Genomic DNA, 17,665 nt, shown 5'->3' on the forward strand with positions numbered 1-17,665 from the left:
TTTAAATAAATCAAAAAAGATGGGACAAAATTCATTGTCCCACCTCAAAATAGACTACTATTTATTTGCTTTAACCTAACATTTATTACTTACCAAGGTTATAAATTTTTATTGTCAATATGACAAGCGAAATTAACCTTTGGCTACCTCATCTTCAATATATTTAGTAATTCCAGGTTCTACACTTTCAAGTGCTTGTTCTGAAATTTCAATTGATCGTTTGTAACGATTATTTTTAAACAAGCGTTCTGCTTCGTTTAAACTCTTATCTACATTATTATGATCTTTACGATAACGGTTACCATATTGAATTAAACGTTCTGCGTATACGGCATTCACCAATACATCATTTGCTTCATCTTCAAAAGTATTCATTTGAATAACAATTTTGGCAACTTTATCTTTAAGTTGTTTAACGTGAATTGGACGTTCACTAAATTGATCATTAGTTTCACGAACTTCATGGTCAATTTCATTTTTCATAATAATGAATCTTTCAGGTACACTTGTTAAATTTGAAGCTAAAAGTCGGCGATAAACTTCTTCTTTTTTAGATTGAATTCTTAACAGATTATCTTCTGCCTCAGCTTCATCCTCTCTCAATTGAATAAGATGATTTTGTAATTTTTCTTGGTTCTCATTAATTACTTTAACGTGATCGTCTAAATATTCTAAGTTGTCTTTAACTTCGCTGTAACGTACAGCAGATTTAGCCATTTCTTTAAGAATTTCATCATATACTGCTACTAAATTTTGAATTTCGTTCTCATGTTGTCTAATGCTATGAACATCACTTTCATTAATGAAATAATTTTCACGAATATAGTCAATTTCTGTACGTAATGTGTAATTCATCTCTCGTGCTTTGAACAATTCATCAGTAATTTGTTCTTTAGTTTCTTCCACTTCATTTTTAGCTTTAACTTCATGCTCAATCAAATCATACATTTCATCAAGCTTATCATTAATTTGTTCAAGTTTATCGTTTGCATTATCTAACTCAAGACGACTGATCATAGGTTCTACAAAATTCAACTCTGTCTTTAAGCTTTGTAGCGTACCATCGATTTTAACGTGATCTAGATCATAACCGTTCATCTTTAAGTCACGACAGCCATATTTTAAATCTTGAAATTGCCCAGGTAGTTCTTTTTGAGCTTCTCTAATTAATTCTGGAATTTCATCCATATACTTTTGGACTTCATTCATAGATTCATTTAGACCCATAATGTGGTTGTGTGCTTGAACGTAATTACCTTCTTCTTTAAGTTCTTCATACTGTACAAGTTCTGGCTCAAATGATTCAATTCTTTTTTCAAGTGGTGAAGCTGCATCGCCGAACTGATGTCTGTTAGCTAACACATCACGCTTCATTTCTCGATAATTAGTCTTGCACTTTTCATAAACTTGTTCATTTTCCTTATGTAAAGATACAATTTCATTAACATCTTCAACTTGTTGTTGATACCCAGCTTCATATTTATCCATTAATTCATGTGCATCGTCAATATCACTTTGAGCTCCAGAAAATTGAAACTTATCAAGTTGAATTTCAGCATCGTGGATTTTTTCCTCTACGGGTGCTAAATAGTTATTTGTATAGTCTAAGGTGTCTCTCTTAAAGGCATCATATTTTGTTCTAGTTTCCCCTTTTAAATTTAATTCAGAAAGTTGTTTTAAATTTTCCTCAAAAGGTAATCTTTGAACTTTTAACTTACGTTCTTCAGCTTCTTCAACAATTTTTCGTTTGTTAGAACGTAAATAAAACATGATTCCTACAATGATTAAAACAATGATAATTATTGTTAATATTGTGTATAAAACCATCTCATTCTCCTCCTATGTTATCATTATTATAACGCAAATACCGCTTTCATTAAACTAGTAAATGAATGAATTGATAGAATAAATTTTTCCATTTATAATTTATTAAAAATAACAAAATGAGGTAAGCATATGCCAATAATAAAAGAAACAAATTATAATTTATTAACGAAACAGCTTCAAAGTTTAATCGAAGACGAACAGAACCTTATCGCAATTCTAAGCAATACATCAGCTATATTAAATGATAATTTAGATCAAATTAATTGGGTTGGTTTTTATCTTATTGAAAAAGAAGAACTTATTCTTGGACCTTTTCAAGGTCATCCAGCTTGCGTTCATATTGCAATTGGCAAAGGTGTCTGTGGTACTGCAGTTGCAGAAGATAAAACTCAGTTAGTTAAAGATGTACACGCGTTCCCAGGACACATTGCTTGCGATGCAAACAGTAAATCAGAAATAGTTATTCCAATTCATGTCAATGATGAAATAATTGGGGTTCTAGATATTGATGCACCTATCACAGATCGATTTACTAATGAAGACAAGGAAGGTTTAGAAGTTATTGTCAAAGTTCTTGAAAAACAGCTAACTAAATAACTAAAAAGTATTGACACTTTGTAAAATACTGTTACAATGAACCTTGTGTGAATTAACGAAAATAGCAGTTGTATATCAATGAGCTCTATGTTGTTCCCGATGAGGACGTGTCGCGTAACTGACGCTATAAGGTGAAGACACATAAAACAACATATCCTATTGGGCATGCAACACTCTTTTTTGTTTATTCATAACAACAAAAAAGAAAAAGGAGGAGTCTTAATATGGCTCGATTCAGAGGTTCAAACTGGAAAAAATCTCGTCGTTTAGGTATCTCATTAAGCGGTACTGGTAAAGAATTAGAAAAACGTCCTTACGCACCAGGACAACACGGTCCAAACCAACGTAAAAAATTATCAGAATATGGTTTACAATTACGTGAAAAACAAAAATTACGTTATTTATATGGAATGACTGAAAGACAATTCCGTAACACATTTGACATCGCTGGTAAACAACACGGTGTACATGGTGAAAACTTCATGATTTTATTAGCTAGTCGTTTAGACGCAGTTGTTTATTCATTAGGTTTAGCTCGTACTCGTCGTCAAGCACGTCAATTAGTTGGTCACGGTCACGTTGAAGTTGATGGTCGTCGTGTTGATATTCCATCATATTCATTAAAACCTGGTCAAGTTATCACTGTACGTGAAAAATCACAAAATTTAGACATCATCAAAGAATCTGTTGAAATTAATAATTTCGTACCAGAATACTTAGACTTTGATGCAGATAGCTTAAAAGGTACTTTCGTACGCTTCCCTGAACGTAGCGAATTACCAGCTGAAATTAATGAACAATTAATCGTTGAGTACTACTCAAGATAAGTTCATGATAATGAACAACCACCCTTCCTTATGGAATGGGTGGTTTTTTTATTCATAGATGATCAAAGTGATTTTATATTCTAAAGATATCCTCTGGTAAATCAGAAATAATGCCATCTACGCCAAGATTGATAAGTTTTTTAACATCTTTCGGTTTATTCACAGTATATGGAATAACCTTCAATGATTGACTATGTGCATTTTTTATAAATTTAGAATTAACTAATTTGTAATTAGGATTAACAAAATTTGCATAATCAGATATTTCTTCAAAGTTTGGAGATTTATACCAATATTTCTTTCTACTAATAAGCAACCCCAATTGATACTCACTATCCAATGAGTTTAAACGTTTCACACAATCTTCATCAAAAGATTGAATGATTGCCTTATGTTTAGGAACTTTATATATTTCTAAAGCATTCAATACAGCTTTTTCTATTCCGGGATATTGATGTGGAACTTTAATCTCAATAAGTAATTTTTTTGAAAAATTTTTAATTAAGGATAACACCTCTTCAAATGTCGAAATCTTAGTATTTTGAAAGGATTTATCATGTTTTACTCCAAAATCAAATGTTAACAATTCTTCAAGTGTATAGTCTTTTACTTTTCCTTCACCATTTGAAGTTCGATTAATAGTGTCATCATGTATAACAACTAAATGATTGTCTTTGCTGAAATGTACATCTATTTCTAACATATCAACATGTTGCATTAAAGCCGCCTTAAAACCAACAAGAGTATTTTCTGGAAATTGATTCGATAAACCACGATGAGCAACTATTTGAAATGCTTGATTAGGTTTATTAATTTTCATAAAAGTCACCTTTCTTTAATTATGTCACAGTTTAAACTACACTTAAATTACCATATTATAAGTGGAGGTTAAACATAAATGGTTAAGCATGATTTTAAGGTACAAACAAAATGGCGTGGTGGAAGAGAAGAAGTTGGAACTGTTAATGGAGACATTATTTCTGAACAAATTTCTATACCTGCACCGCTTGGTGGTAATGGAGTAGGTACAAATCCTGATGAATTATTAGTATCAGCAGCATCGTCTTGTTATATCATCTCATTGGCAGCAACATTAGAAAGAGCAAAATTTACCGACATCGATCTGATAAATGATTCAGTGGGTACTGCCATATTCGAGAATGGTAAGTTTAAAATGGCAACAATAACACATTATCCTAAAATTTCAGTGACTGCGGAACACAAAGAAAGTCTTGAGAAACGACTTCCTAAATTATTAGAAATAGCTGATAGTAATTGTATGATTTCGAATTCTATACGTAATAATGTAGAAATTAAAATTCAAGCGTCAATTCAATAATTGTTAAAATTGCGCTAGTTTCACCATGAATCTCATATAAACATGGTGATTGCTCTTTTAAATTATCAGAATATTTGGTAAAATGATTAAATCTTATACCGTGGGAGGAAATTTAATGAATTATTATGAACCACTTTTATTAACACCAGGACCTACTCCAGTTCCAAAGGAAATCAATCATGCTTTAGGTTTACCTATGGTTGGTCACCGTTCACCAGATTTTGAATCTATAGCTAAAAAAGCATTTAACAATTTAAAACCCATTTTTGGTACAGAAAATGAAGTTATGATTTTAACATCAAGTGGCACTAGTGTCTTAGAAGCAAGTATGTTAAATATAGTTAATCCCGATGATCATTTTGTCGTTATAGTGTCAGGCGCATTTGGCAATCGCTTTAAACAAATTGCTGAGACATACTATAAAAATGTACACATATATAATGTGGAATGGGGACAATCCATTGATATTAAAGAATTCATAACATATCTTAACAATTTAAATCATCAAATCAGTGCTGTATTTACTCAATTCTGCGAAACGTCAACAGCTGTCCTACATCCTGTAGGTGAACTTGGTAAAGCATTGAAAACATTCAATCAAGATATCTACTTTGTTGTAGATGGTGTGAGTTGTATTGGTGCTGTAGATGTTAATTTAGAGCGTGACTACATAGATGTGTTAGTTTCTGGGAGTCAAAAAGCAATTATGTTGCCACCTGGTCTAGCATTCGTAGCTTATAATGATCGTGCATTGAAACGTTTCAAAGAAGTGACTACACCACGCTTTTACTTAAATTTAAATAAATACTTTGACTCACTTCAACAAGATTCTACTCCTTTTACACCAAATGTCGGGTTATTTAGAGCAGTAAACGCTTATGCTGAATTAATTCATTCTGAAGGATTTGAAAATACCATTAAACGTCACTATATTATTAGAGACGGTCTAAGATTAGCTTTAAATGCATTAGATTTGGAACTTTTAGTAGAAGATGATTTCGCTTCCCCTACGGTAACATCATTTATACCAACATCCAAAGATGAATTAACTCATATTAAATCAACTTTAAAAACAAGATTTAATATTACAATTGCTGGTGGTCAAGGTAAATTGAAAGGAAAGATTTTACGTATCGGACATATGGGTAAAGTCTCACCTTTCGATATGCTTTCAGTGATAAGTGCTTTAGAGATTATACTTACAGATTACCGTCAAACGAATTATATTGGTAGAGGCTTAACAAAATTTTCAGAGGTGATTCATAGTGAAGCATAATATTCTAGTGTCAGACCCTATTTCAACAGATGGATTACAAAGTTTATTAAACCATTCTGATTTTAACGTCGATATTAAAACGGATTTAGATGAACAATCACTATTAGATATTATAGGTGATTACGAGGGTTTAATTGTTCGTAGTCAGACGCAAGTTACTCAACAAGTCATTGAAAAGGCTAGTAATTTGAAAGTTATCGCCCGTGCTGGCGTTGGCGTAGACAATATTGATATTGACGCTGCTACTCTCCAAGGTATTTTAGTCATTAATGCACCTGATGGTAATACTATTTCTGCAACTGAACATTCAGTAGCTATGATTTTAGCGATGGCTAGAAATATTCCTCAAGCGCATGCATCTTTAAAAAATAAGGAATGGAATAGAAAAGCATTTAAGGGTGTCGAACTTTACCACAAAATATTAGGTGTCATAGGTGCAGGACGAATAGGTATTGGTGTAGCACAACGTCTTCAAAGTTTCGGTATGAAAGTGTTAGCTTATGACCCTTATCTTACTGAAGATAAAGCACAGCAATTAGGCGTTAAACTTGCTACTATAGATGAAATAGCTAGACAAGCTGATTTTGTAACAGTTCATACGCCATTAACACCTAAAACAAGAGGTATTGTGAATGCTGATTTCTTTTCAAAAGCAAAGCCAACATTGCAAATTATTAACGTCGCAAGAGGCGGTATCATCAATGAAGATGATTTATTAAATGCACTAAATAACAATCAGATCGCACGTGCTGCATTAGACGTATTTGAACATGAACCTCCTACCAATTCACCATTAATTGAGCATGATAAAATCATTGTTACGCCACACTTAGGTGCATCAACTATTGAGGCTCAAGAGAAAGTTGCAGTATCAGTGTCAGAAGAAATTATAGATATACTGGAAAACGGTAATGTAACACACGCAGTCAATGCCCCAAAAATTAGTTTCAATGATATAGATGAAATAACACAACAATGGATTGAAATAGGTGAGTTATCTGGTGAATTAGCAATTCAATTAATTGAAGGTGCACCGAGAGAAATCAAGGTGACTTTTAATGGTGATGTCGCTAAACAGGAAACTGACTTAATTACACGCTCAATTGTAAAACAAATTTTGCAACAGGATTTAGGAGATCGTGTTAATATCATTAATGCTTTTGCACTTTTAAATGAACAAGGTGTAACACGTAATGTTGAAAAAAGAGCATCACAAGGTACTTTTAGTAATTATATTCAAGTTCATTTAGTTAGTGATACGGAAGAAATAAAAATTGGTGCCACTGTCATAGCTGGCTTTGGTGCTCGTATTGTACGTATTAATGATTACTCTGTTGACTTTAAACCTAATGCCTACCAACTTGTTTCTTATCATGATGACAAGCCTGGTATGGTCGGTTTAACTGGTCAGCTACTAGGTAAACATAATATTAATATTGCATCAATGTCACTTGGCAGAAATGTACAAGGAGGCCAAGCGATGATGGTATTATCAATTGATCAACCTGTTACTGAGGATATTATCAATGAACTATATGATGTGGGTGGTTTCGATAAAATATATGGAACTACACTTTCAGTCAAATAACTAATCTTTTTAAAGATTCACTACTATAACTACTTGAAATAATAATGCCCCTCAATGATGAATTTTACTTCATCATTGAGGGCGTATTTATACTAATGATTTAATATCAATTTATGGTGAATTAACCTTACAATAAAATATTTTTAATTAAACCTATATGATCAACAATATAATCCGCTTCATGATGCTCCAATTCTTTACGAGCCTCTTGCCCTTTTAACCCTGTTAATGTACCTATAAAAGTAGCACCTATTTGTTTAGCACAGAATAAATCAGCCAATGAGTCACCAACAATGATTACATCTTCTTTATTTACAATTTGATCTTGTTGAGTAATGAATTGTTTATAATTCTCCTTGTTATTTCCATATAGAGTAGCTATGTAGCAAAAAGGATTAGGCTTACCTAGAGGTATAAATTCAGGATATTCATTTTCAGCTTCCATAACATCACTTGCAGTAACAATGTGATTATCTGAAAAGAACGCTTTTAAACCTAAAGATTCAAATGGAACTAATGTCTCAGTTCTAGGTCTACCCGTAGCTATTGCAAGATGATAGCCTCTCTCTTTAAGAGAATTAAGTAATGACTTTATCTCTTCAATAGGTCTAAGAACAGTTTCGTGATAAATAAAACCATTAATGCCATCAAGAATAGAAGGCTTTTCTTCAACTTGTTCAAATAATTCAGAACCCAAGTATAATTCTTGGTATAAATCTCTTGCAACAAACCATAGAGGTCCTTTAAGTTTAAACAAACACGCATCATTAACATTTAATTCTTTCTTAGCATATTGTTCTAACTCAGCATAAATATTATTTTTACCACCTTGACTATGATTAATAAAATTCATAGGAAGTTCATAATCGATTTTAAAATCTTTATTGATCAATGACTGAATGTCTTGAATACTTCTAGCTGAAAATTGATTATCTTCTATAATGTCTTTAATTTGTTGAAAGGTGAATTGCTTCATTAAATGGATAAAATGTATGCAAAAAACTACAAATAACATATCCCAATTTGAATTTAATCCCATTGATTTTAATCGATTAAGAATTATATCATTATTAAATACTTTACTGCGAATATTATTTATAGTTTCGTCACATAATATATTTAACTTAAATGATTTATCTAAACCTAAAAAATGTTCACTTTTAAGTAACGCCTCTATAGTTAAAGCTGACGTATCGAAACAACGTTCCTCACTTAAGAATACACCGTCTACATCAAATAAAATTGATTTCATGACTTTCCGCTCCATTATTTTTGAATATTCTGATACTTATAATATTAACGTCTTATATCTCAATGTCAATAAAACTATAATAAAAAACTGATGAATTCTAGGTAGCCTCCTAAAATTCATCAGCTAATTGAACAACACATATTTATCAATATGTTTATATCTTATCAAATCAGTAAGACATATTTTGTCTGTCTTAATACTTTTAAAAAATGAAACTATAAATTTTACATTTGCTTTTCAATTTCATCTGCGACCTGCTGTACATGAGTGCCAATTATAACTTGTGCTGAGTGTTGACCATTTTTGGTTACCCCAACCGCTCCTGCATTTCTAATTTTTTGTTCGTCAATAATAGAATTATCCTTTAATTCCATTCTTAATCTAGTAGCACAATTGGTCAATGTAGTAATATTTTCACTACCACCTAATCCTTCTAAGATTTGACTTGCTGTGTGATGATATTTGCTTTTACTTGTAGTTTCAGCCCCATCTTTCTTAGTTGTATTAGCAGTTGGATCAGCTAATAAATTGTCACCACGACCAATTGTGTTGAGGTTAAAGATTTTAATGACAAATCTAAAGATAAAGTAATATAAAACGAAGAATACAATGCCTTGAACTAAAATCATTAACGGATGATTAGCCACTGGATTGATTAGTGATAATACGTAATCAATTAAACCTGCACTAAATGAGAATCCTGCTGTCCAATGAAATAGTGCAGCTATAAATAATGACAAACCGGTTAATAATGCATGGATTACAAATAACACCGGTGCAACAAACATAAATACAAATTCAATCGGTTCAGTTACACCAACCATAAATGCAGAAATGGAACTTGCTATAAACCAACCATATACTTGTTTTTTCTGAGCAGATTCAGCGGTGTGATACATCGCCAATGCTGCAGCTGGAATACCAAACATCATAATTGGGAAGAACCCTGCTTGATATCGACCAGTAATACCTTTGATTGCATCTTGTCCAGTTTGGAATTTACCGATATCGTTAATTCCTGCTGTATCAAACCAGAACACAGCATTTAATGCATGGTGAAGCCCAGTAGGAATTAATAGTCGGTTAAAGAAGCCGTATAGGAATGCACCGAATGGTCCAAAACCAACTAACCATCCACCAAATGCCACAATAGCTGAATATACAAATGTCCATGCAAATAATAAAATCACAATTAAAAAAGTACAATAGAATACTGTCATAATTGGAACTAATCGCTTACCACTAAAGAATGATAACGCTGTAGGTAATTCCACATCACTGAATTTGTTAAAACAGTATGCTGCAATTAGTCCTATTATAATACCAATAAACACATTTGAATTATCCATCTTACTAAATCCGTCGTTTACAGCACTCTCTTTTATATTAAATAATGATGCTACGAACTCAGGAGATAATACTTTAACGACCAGTGCAAATCCCAAAGCACCCGCTAATGCGACTGCACCATCATTTTTCTTTGCCATACCAATCGCAACGCCAATTGCAAAGATAAGCCCTAGTTGGCCTAGTATTGCATTCCCTACCGTACTGAAGAATAATGACACAGTTGGTAATATATTTAATGCTTTAAGCAAATTACCAATTCCAACGATTATTGCGCCAGCGGGTAAAACAGCTACTGGTAGCATTAAGGATCTCCCTAAATTTTGAAAAAACTTAAACATTTCACTCACTCCCAAAACACATATTATTCAAATAATTTATATATAACTAAGATATGTATATAGTTCCTTAATTAATTTACCATAAATGTAAGCGCTTTTGATGTGTCAATTTTAAATCATTTTAAAAATATAATAAGCATACAGGTATCTAACACGCTAAAGCTCTTCAACCTATAAATGTAGAATTTTAATTTTAAATAAATTTATAAAAATAAAAGTCTCGTATTAAATTCACTGAGATTAATTAAGTGTATACTTAAAAACAAAAACACCCTATTAAAATAACTATTTGAGTCATTAAATAGAGTGTTTATTGTTAATTAGTTACTATAATTTATTTATCTAGACTATCTTGAATTAAGTGTAGTTCTTTTTGTAATTGTGCTGTACGTCTTTCAATTTCATGTGTTAAATAATCTATTTTTTCATTTCTTTTTAAATCTTTAGGAATATCTGATTGATAAATTGGCTCACCAAATTTAATAAGTGCCTGACCTGTAATTAAACCAAGTAATTTTTTAGGTCCAACATAGGCTGCTGGTAAAATTGGCGCTTTGCCTAACATTGCAATAGTTGAAGCGCCTCTTTTTAATGGAGCCCCTTCAGCTGATGTACGATGTCCCGTTGGGAAGATACCAACAGTTTTATTTTCTTTTAACAAATTAACTGGTCTTTTCAATGTACTTGGTCCTGGATTTTCACGGTCAACAGGAAAAGCATTCAATGAAGTTAAAAATTGACCAAACCATTTATTATTAAATAATTCTTTTTTAGCCATGTAATGAATTTCATTAGGAACTAATGCCATACCTAACATGATCACTTCATTATAACTTTCATGAGTACATGTTACTACGTATTTGTTATCTTTAGGAATATTCTCCTTTCCAATAACATATAATGATTTAGCCATTTTAACTAATATAAAATCTAATAGTCTACTTATAAATTGATACATTATGTCACCTGCTTATTGATTTTTATACTTTATTGATTTTATCATTATCCTTATATATGAACAACTTATCAAAAGATACATCTAAAGTCTGATAGTGGATTACTAGCAATATTTGATTAAACCTTTCATAATTAAATAAAGGGTTAATATTATAATGGAGGTTAAAAATGTCTGAATTTAATCAAGAGAATCAATCAAATTATAACAACTATCAGCAACCTCAACCTGGAAAACCTAAATTCCCATGGTTTAAAACAATTATCGTTGCATTAATTGCTGGTGTGATAGGTGCTTTACTTGTCTTAGGTGCAAGTAAAATAATGGGATTAGTTGGAATAGATAATAGTGGTGCCCAAGTTCAAGAAGCCAATAATAGTAAAGGTGGAAATGTATTAGACGGAAAAAGTGATAACTATAAATCTGTTAATGCAATGATTAAAGATGTATCACCTGCGATAGTTGGTGTCATTAATATGCAAAAAGCTAATGGTCTAGAAGATTTTTTACAAGGTAAATCGTCATCCGAATCTGAAGAAGCAGGTATTGGTTCAGGTGTAATCTATCAAATTAATAATAATTCTGCTTACATTGTGACAAACACCCATGTAATAAGTGGTGCATCCGAGATTAAAGTGCAATTGCATAGTGGTAAACAAGTTAAAGCGAAGTTAATTGGGAAGGATACTGTATCAGATATAGCTGTCTTAAAAATAGATAATACTAAGGGTATCAAATCAATTAAGTTTGCTAATTCTTCAAAAGTGCAAACTGGGGATAGTGTATTCGCTATGGGTAATCCTCTAGGTTTGGAATTTGCTAATTCAGTTACTTCTGGAATTATTTCAGCAAATGAGCGTACAATTGAGTCAAATACTACTTCTGGTGGTACTAAAGTTAACGTCTTGCAAACTGATGCTGCAATAAACCCTGGTAACTCTGGTGGTGCATTAGTAGATATTAATGGTAACTTGGTTGGTATCAACTCTATGAAAATAGCCGCTGAGCAAGTAGAAGGTATTGGTTTTGCTATTCCAAGTAATGAAGTTAAAGTAACTATTGAACAACTTGTTAAAAACGGTAAAATTGAACGCCCTTCTATAGGAATTGGTTTACTAAATTTAAGTGATATTCCTAATTCTTATAAAAAAGAATTAAACACAGATCGTGATGATGGTATTTATGTTGCTAAAGTAAGTCGATCAAGTGAATTAAAAACAGGCGATATCATTACTAAAATAGATGATAAAACTGTAAAAGAAGATACTGATTTAAGAACTTATCTGTATCAAAATAAGAAGCCTGGTGAGACTGCTAAACTAACTGTTATACGTGATGGAAAAACGCTAACAGTTAATGTTAAGCTAAAAAGCCAGTCCGATATATCATCTACTCAATCATTTGACTCTGAATCAGACAATAGTCGAAACAGTCAATTTATACAATAGTTTTTCTAACAAAAGAACATAATACACAAATACGGCCAGTACATGATTAATCAAAATCAATTACTGACCGTATTATTACTTATATTGTCGCCTTTGACTTATTAGTAAGAAATAAAGCTGGAACAATAATTAAAATTAATGTAATGACTGATACTAAGAATCCAGCATGATAAGCGATAATACTGTGTGTCAAGGAATTACCTAATTGATTTATTGCAACTGAAAGAATTGTTGCAATAAAAGCTGTTCCAAAACTTGAACCAATATTTTCAATCATATTAATTCCCACAGCCGCTTCAGCTAATACGCTTTCTTTAATGCCCATATATGCATCAGTAGTTAAACCTAAATTAATGCCTCCAACACTACATCCTCTTAAAAATAAGATAATAGATAGAGCAATGATACTAGTATGATCTGTAATAAATAATAAAGGTATTGATCTAAACATCGATATTATAACACTTACTAAAACCACCCATTTCGCTCCATATTGATCGATCAATTTCCCCATGTATGGTCTTGTAATAAGCATTCCAATTCCCTGTGGTATAAGTGCTTGAGCTGCTTCAATAGGAGTGTAATGCTTAAATGTCTGAAAATATAACGGAATTATGAACATAGGTCCCATGATACCTATGTTCGAGAGAAATGAGTCTATAAATGATGCTGTATAATTTCCTTTACTAAAGAGTGATAACGACATAATGGTATTATCATGTTTAACTTTATTATGAATATAATACATAAGTATCATAATACAACCATTAATCAGAAGAAGAATAGTAGTTCTATTATAAAAACTATGGTAATCACTTGCTTTTGTTAAGCCGTATATGGTTGATATACTGATAAGACCTAGTAATATGATTCCTAACATGTCAATAGACTTACTTTTATTAAAAGGGTCAAAGTTCGATAAATATTTTATTTGCAATAATACGGCGATGATTACGACTAAGACATTAATAAAGAACATCCAGCGCCAAGACACAATATGAATTACAACTCCACCAATGACTGGTCCCATGATGGGCCCGAATATCATAGGTGTACTTACGACAGCCATGACTTTCCCAATATCGTCTTGACCCGTTGTCTTAATCAATAGCGTGAACATTAACGTTGTAATTATGCCCGCAGACAATCCTTGAATAATTCTGAACACAATAAAACTCTCTACATTCCAACTAATACGAGCTAATACAGATGTAATTCCAAATAGAATTGAGGCTCCTATAAATATATACTTCCCATTAAATTGATTGACCATCCATCCTGCTATTGGAATAACTAGCGCTAAAGCAAGGACATATCCTGTTATACCCACTGAGTGATTTCAATAGTAGTATTAAATGCGTTGTTAAGTTGTTTGATTGCTATATTAATCATTGTTGAATCTAACATAGGTGCTATAGCCCCTAATGCTATTGCCCAAGCAGCTATCATAATCTCTCGATACTTGACTATCATTTAATTTTTACATACGTTCCTCCTATATATTGTTTCCATGTCAACAAAATATACTCTCTTTTTGTTTTCTTGTCAGCAATATATAACAAATAAACTCGCTTAACCTGTAAGCGAGTTTTTAAGTTTAATCTCTTATAATGATTTTTTCTCTTGTTCGATTAGTTGAACCAAATGTTGATGATACCTATTAATGAAGGTCATCATATTATTAAATTCATCTTCTGTCATGCTGTCAAAAACACTTTGATCTCTATTTTGAAACGATTCATGTAATTCAGAGTGAATTTGATAAACGCTTTCACCCTGTGCAGTTAATTTAAAATATATTTCTTTTTTATTGTCTTTACTTTTAAAACTTTTCAATTAAACCTTTTTGCTGCAAACGTTTTGTTAATTTACTAATTGCACCTCTAGTCATAAATAGCTTATTCGCTAAATATTGTACATTGGGATTCTGATATTCTTTAATCGCTTCAACGCAATGAACTTCAGATGATTTGAACCCTTTAAGTGCTTGTTCCATTTTATCTTTATTTAGCCAACCTATTTTATTAAACAAATCTCTAAAGCTACTCATTAAAATTTCTTCTTTATTATTAGTCATTTCATCACTTCTTTTTAATCTTTATAACACATTTATTATACCCGTACTCTATTTATTTTTCATAAAAAGGGCAATGCGCAAAATCTATAAGATTTCGCTACATTGCCAATAAAATTAAACTTATTATTTATAGTTAACCATGAAATATTTTTTCTTACCACGACGAATGATTGTAAATTCATCATCTATTTTATCCTCATTGCTTAATTCATAGTCTACTGATTGTTGTCTTTCCCCATTAATATAAATAGCACCGTTATTAACATCCTCACGTGCTTGGCGTTTAGACGTCGCAATGCCTGTTTCAATTAAGACATCAATAATATTTGAAGTTTCAGTTGATAATTCAACTTGAGGAACATCTTTGAAACCTTCTTTTAATTCTTTGCCTGATAATGATTTTAAATTGCCGCTAAACAAAGCTTTAGAAATACGAATGGCATCATCTAATGCCTCTTTACCATGAATAAATTCTGTAACATTCTCCGCTAAGGCTTTTTGCGCTTCTCTTAAATGAGGTTCTTGATTTTTAGATTCTTCGAGACGATTAATTTCATCTTTATCTAAAAATGTGAAGTATTTCAAGAATTTAATGACATCATCATCTGATTGATTAATCCAAAATTGGTAAAATTCATAAGGGCTTGTTTTGTCAGCGTCTAACCATACAGCACCTGATTCTGATTTACCAAATTTCTTACCATCCGATTTCGTAACTAAAGGAATTGTTAAACCATATGCTTCAGTTTGTCCATACATACGTCGCATTAATTCAATACCACTAGTGATATTACCCCATTGATCTGAACCACCAACTTGTAATTTACAATTTAATTCACGGTTTAAATGACCAAAGTCGATAGCTTGAAGTATAGTATAAGTGAATTCAGTGTAAGATATACCATTCTCAAGGCGAGATTGAATAGAATCTTTACCTAACATGTAGTTCACACCAACATGTTTACCATAATCTCTTAGGAAACTAATTAATGAGATTTGACTCAACCAATCTTTGTTATTAACTAAAATGGCACCTTTATCCGTACCAAATTCAAATAATTTATGCATTTGAGCACTAATACCCTCAACGTTAGCCTCTACTTGGTCTTCTGTTTGTAGTATACGTTCTTCAGATTTACCGGATGGATCACCAATCATACCAGTTCCCCCACCAATTAGAACGATAGGTCGATGACCATGTTCTTGGAAACGTCTTAGAGTCATAAATGGAAGCAAATGACCAATATGCAGACTATCAGCAGTAGGGTCAGCACCACAATATAAAGAAATTTGTTCCTTATTTAATAATTCTTCAATGCTACTTTCATCTGTTTGTTGATAAATTAAACCTCTCCATTGTAACTCTTCAATTAAAGCGTTTGACATCAATATTCCTCCTAAACAAAGATTTTATTTTTAATATTTAGTGATCTATACTCTATTTATGAAAAATAAAAAGCACCCATACATCGTTAAATGTAAGGGCGCTTGAGCACGTTACCACCATACTTAAATAGCATATTGCTATTCACTCTATCAATGATACGTTCATTAATAAACGTTGGACAATTCATAATGAGGTGTATTCATATAAGTGCAACTATTAGTTCACAGCTACCACTAACTCTCTGGAAATCACAAAAATATTACTTGTCCTCTTATCCAAAATATATTGAATTGTAATTAATTATAAGTATTAAAAATATAAAAGTCAAATCAGTGATTATGGTATACTATATTTAAATTTCAAGATGCTTAAGGTGAAAGAGATGTTAACCAACATTAATAGAGATACTAAGTTTAATTCATTTGAAAAGTCCTACAAAAAAAAGAAACATGCAATTGTAGGATTATTTAGTGTTGGGTTATTTATATGTTTAATAGGATTTATAGGTACAGTTATTTATTTCAATCATTTAACGCATGAATCGTCTAAAATAAGCGATCGTGAATTAAAACAGAAAGTCTTGCATTTTGCAGGTGACGATTTAATAAATCATGAAAATTCTGATATCTTAAGTGAATATGATAAATCTGAGAACTCTCTAATAGTAGGTCCTAAACACGTCAATCCAAATGTCATTAAAGCCCTTACCTCTTCCGAGGATACCATGTTTTATAAACATAAAGGTATCCTTCCAAAAGCACTCGTACGAGCAATGATACAAGATGTATTTAATCTTGATCAAAGTACTGGTGGTAGTACAATTACTCAACAACTAGTTAAAAACCAAGTGCTATCAAGTAAAAAAACATATAGTCGAAAAGCAAATGAGCTTATTTTAGCAATGCGTCTTGAAAATTTATTGTCAAAAAATGAAATCATCTATACATATTTAAATATTGTACCTTTCGGTAGAGATTATGAAGGAAACAATATTACAGGTATTGCGTCTGCGTCTTATAGTTTATTCGGTATTCCACCGAAAGATTTAAATATTGCACAGTCTGCTTACTTAATTGGTTTATTACAAAGCCCGTATATGTATACACCGTATGAAGAAAATGGTGAATTAAAAACTTATAAAGAAGTCAAAATCAGTGTTGATCGTCAACACTATGTATTAAAACGAATGCTTATTGAAGGTGTAATCGATAAAGAGGAATACCGTCACGCTAAACGTTATCATATCTATGACCATTTACTTACAAAACCGCAATTAAATAATAATCAATCTGCATGATTGATAAAATGTCTCATTTAATTAAATTCATATTTTGTTTCAAAAACAAATTCATAAAAAAACTGCGACAAAGTTTGGCTCTATAATAAATTGGACTGATGACTAAA

Annotated in this window: 13 protein-coding genes and 2 pseudogenes; 7 read left to right on the forward strand and 8 right to left on the reverse strand. The window is 31.7% G+C overall.

The window, feature by feature from the left end; all coding sequences use genetic code 11:
* Positions 1 to 132: 132 nt before the first annotated feature.
* Positions 133 to 1,827 carry a septation ring formation regulator EzrA gene (gene ezrA / locus HMPREF3134_RS05045; protein WP_070441217.1) on the reverse strand — a complete coding sequence of 565 codons (1,695 nt, stop codon included), beginning with the start codon at positions 1,825 to 1,827 and terminating at the stop codon, positions 133 to 135.
* 129 nt (positions 1,828 to 1,956) lie between these two features.
* On the opposite strand from ezrA, the gene HMPREF3134_RS05050 reads away from it, so the two are divergent.
* On the forward strand, positions 1,957 to 2,424 hold the full coding sequence (locus HMPREF3134_RS05050; protein WP_070441220.1) for a GAF domain-containing protein: 468 nt from the start codon (positions 1,957 to 1,959) through the stop codon (positions 2,422 to 2,424).
* A 224-nt stretch (positions 2,425 to 2,648) separates the two neighbouring features.
* Complete coding sequence (gene rpsD / locus HMPREF3134_RS05055) at positions 2,649 to 3,251, forward strand: 30S ribosomal protein S4 (RefSeq protein WP_011275505.1); 603 nt, start codon at positions 2,649 to 2,651, stop codon at positions 3,249 to 3,251.
* A gap of 73 nt (positions 3,252 to 3,324) precedes the next feature.
* On the opposite strand, the gene HMPREF3134_RS05060 is transcribed toward rpsD, so the two are convergent.
* Positions 3,325 to 4,071 carry a glycerophosphodiester phosphodiesterase gene (locus HMPREF3134_RS05060; RefSeq protein ID WP_070441223.1) on the reverse strand — a complete coding sequence of 249 codons (747 nt, stop codon included), beginning with the start codon at positions 4,069 to 4,071 and terminating at the stop codon, positions 3,325 to 3,327.
* Between the two features lie 78 nt (positions 4,072 to 4,149).
* Here HMPREF3134_RS05060 and HMPREF3134_RS05065 point away from each other — a divergent pair, with 78 nt between their 5' ends.
* The 3 genes from HMPREF3134_RS05065 (at position 4,150) to serA (ending at position 7,454) form a co-directional block, all read left to right on the forward strand.
* Positions 4,150 to 4,590: an OsmC family protein gene (locus HMPREF3134_RS05065; protein ID WP_053024777.1), complete on the forward strand. Its 441-nt coding sequence runs from the start codon at positions 4,150 to 4,152 to the stop codon at positions 4,588 to 4,590.
* 115 nt (positions 4,591 to 4,705) lie between these two features.
* Positions 4,706 to 5,866 (forward strand): pyridoxal-phosphate-dependent aminotransferase family protein, encoded by a 1,161-nt coding sequence (locus HMPREF3134_RS05070; RefSeq protein WP_011275501.1) that lies wholly within the window; start codon positions 4,706 to 4,708, stop codon positions 5,864 to 5,866.
* On the forward strand, positions 5,856 to 7,454 hold the full coding sequence (gene serA, locus HMPREF3134_RS05075; RefSeq protein ID WP_070441226.1) for a phosphoglycerate dehydrogenase: 1,599 nt from the start codon (positions 5,856 to 5,858) through the stop codon (positions 7,452 to 7,454). Before HMPREF3134_RS05070 ends, serA begins: the two co-directional genes overlap by 11 nt.
* A gap of 127 nt (positions 7,455 to 7,581) precedes the next feature.
* Here serA and HMPREF3134_RS05080 read toward each other — a convergent pair whose 3' ends face one another.
* The 3 genes from HMPREF3134_RS05080 to HMPREF3134_RS05090 all read right to left on the reverse strand — a co-directional run bounded on the left by HMPREF3134_RS05080 (position 7,582) and on the right by HMPREF3134_RS05090 (position 11,352).
* A complete protein-coding gene (locus HMPREF3134_RS05080) occupies positions 7,582 to 8,706 on the reverse strand; it encodes an HAD family hydrolase (RefSeq protein ID WP_070441229.1) in 1,125 nt (374 codons plus the stop codon).
* A 224-nt stretch (positions 8,707 to 8,930) separates the two neighbouring features.
* Positions 8,931 to 10,394 carry an N-acetylglucosamine-specific PTS transporter subunit IIBC gene (gene nagE, locus HMPREF3134_RS05085; protein WP_070441232.1) on the reverse strand — a complete coding sequence of 488 codons (1,464 nt, stop codon included), beginning with the start codon at positions 10,392 to 10,394 and terminating at the stop codon, positions 8,931 to 8,933.
* A gap of 334 nt (positions 10,395 to 10,728) precedes the next feature.
* Complete coding sequence (locus HMPREF3134_RS05090) at positions 10,729 to 11,352, reverse strand: lysophospholipid acyltransferase family protein (RefSeq protein ID WP_053024789.1); 624 nt, start codon at positions 11,350 to 11,352, stop codon at positions 10,729 to 10,731.
* Positions 11,353 to 11,519: 167 nt separating this feature from the next.
* On the opposite strand from HMPREF3134_RS05090, the gene HMPREF3134_RS05095 reads away from it, so the two are divergent.
* Positions 11,520 to 12,797, forward strand: coding sequence for a S1C family serine protease (locus tag HMPREF3134_RS05095; protein ID WP_070441235.1), 1,278 nt, complete (start codon positions 11,520 to 11,522; stop codon positions 12,795 to 12,797).
* Positions 12,798 to 12,876: 79 nt separating this feature from the next.
* Here HMPREF3134_RS05095 and HMPREF3134_RS05100 read toward each other — a convergent pair.
* From HMPREF3134_RS05100 to tyrS, 3 genes and pseudogenes are all read right to left on the reverse strand, one after another.
* Positions 12,877 to 14,204: pseudogene (locus HMPREF3134_RS05100) on the reverse strand (DHA2 family efflux MFS transporter permease subunit).
* Positions 14,205 to 14,402: 198 nt separating this feature from the next.
* Positions 14,403 to 14,874: pseudogene (locus HMPREF3134_RS05105) on the reverse strand (MarR family winged helix-turn-helix transcriptional regulator).
* 123 nt (positions 14,875 to 14,997) lie between these two features.
* Positions 14,998 to 16,260 carry a tyrosine--tRNA ligase gene (gene tyrS, locus HMPREF3134_RS05110; protein ID WP_070441238.1) on the reverse strand — a complete coding sequence of 421 codons (1,263 nt, stop codon included), beginning with the start codon at positions 16,258 to 16,260 and terminating at the stop codon, positions 14,998 to 15,000.
* Between the two features lie 383 nt (positions 16,261 to 16,643).
* On the opposite strand from tyrS, the gene HMPREF3134_RS05115 reads away from it, so the two are divergent.
* Complete coding sequence (locus tag HMPREF3134_RS05115; RefSeq protein WP_070441241.1) at positions 16,644 to 17,558, forward strand: biosynthetic peptidoglycan transglycosylase; 915 nt, start codon at positions 16,644 to 16,646, stop codon at positions 17,556 to 17,558.
* Positions 17,559 to 17,665 lie beyond the last annotated feature (107 nt).

Origin of the sequence: Staphylococcus sp. HMSC14D10 (assembly GCF_001808125.1) — a bacterium.
In the GTDB taxonomy this organism is placed as follows: Bacteria; Bacillota; Bacilli; order Staphylococcales; family Staphylococcaceae; genus Staphylococcus; species Staphylococcus haemolyticus.

Excerpts from the sequence above, each read along its gene's own strand:
- ezrA (WP_070441217.1), bottom strand. The coding sequence starts at position 1,827 with ATGGTTTTATACACAATATTAACAATAATTATCATTGTTTTAATCATT.
- HMPREF3134_RS05050 (WP_070441220.1), top strand. The coding sequence starts at position 1,957 with ATGCCAATAATAAAAGAAACAAATTATAATTTATTAACGAAACAGCTT.
- rpsD (WP_011275505.1), top strand. The coding sequence starts at position 2,649 with ATGGCTCGATTCAGAGGTTCAAACTGGAAAAAATCTCGTCGTTTAGGT.
- HMPREF3134_RS05060 (WP_070441223.1), bottom strand. The coding sequence starts at position 4,071 with ATGAAAATTAATAAACCTAATCAAGCATTTCAAATAGTTGCTCATCGT.
- HMPREF3134_RS05065 (WP_053024777.1), top strand. The coding sequence starts at position 4,150 with ATGGTTAAGCATGATTTTAAGGTACAAACAAAATGGCGTGGTGGAAGA.
- HMPREF3134_RS05070 (WP_011275501.1), top strand. The coding sequence starts at position 4,706 with ATGAATTATTATGAACCACTTTTATTAACACCAGGACCTACTCCAGTT.
- HMPREF3134_RS05080 (WP_070441229.1), bottom strand. The coding sequence starts at position 8,706 with ATGAAATCAATTTTATTTGATGTAGACGGTGTATTCTTAAGTGAGGAA.
- nagE (WP_070441232.1), bottom strand. The coding sequence starts at position 10,394 with ATGTTTAAGTTTTTTCAAAATTTAGGGAGATCCTTAATGCTACCAGTA.
- HMPREF3134_RS05090 (WP_053024789.1), bottom strand. The coding sequence starts at position 11,352 with ATGTATCAATTTATAAGTAGACTATTAGATTTTATATTAGTTAAAATG.
- HMPREF3134_RS05095 (WP_070441235.1), top strand. The coding sequence starts at position 11,520 with ATGTCTGAATTTAATCAAGAGAATCAATCAAATTATAACAACTATCAG.
- tyrS (WP_070441238.1), bottom strand. The coding sequence starts at position 16,260 with ATGTCAAACGCTTTAATTGAAGAGTTACAATGGAGAGGTTTAATTTAT.
- HMPREF3134_RS05115 (WP_070441241.1), top strand. The coding sequence starts at position 16,644 with ATGTTAACCAACATTAATAGAGATACTAAGTTTAATTCATTTGAAAAG.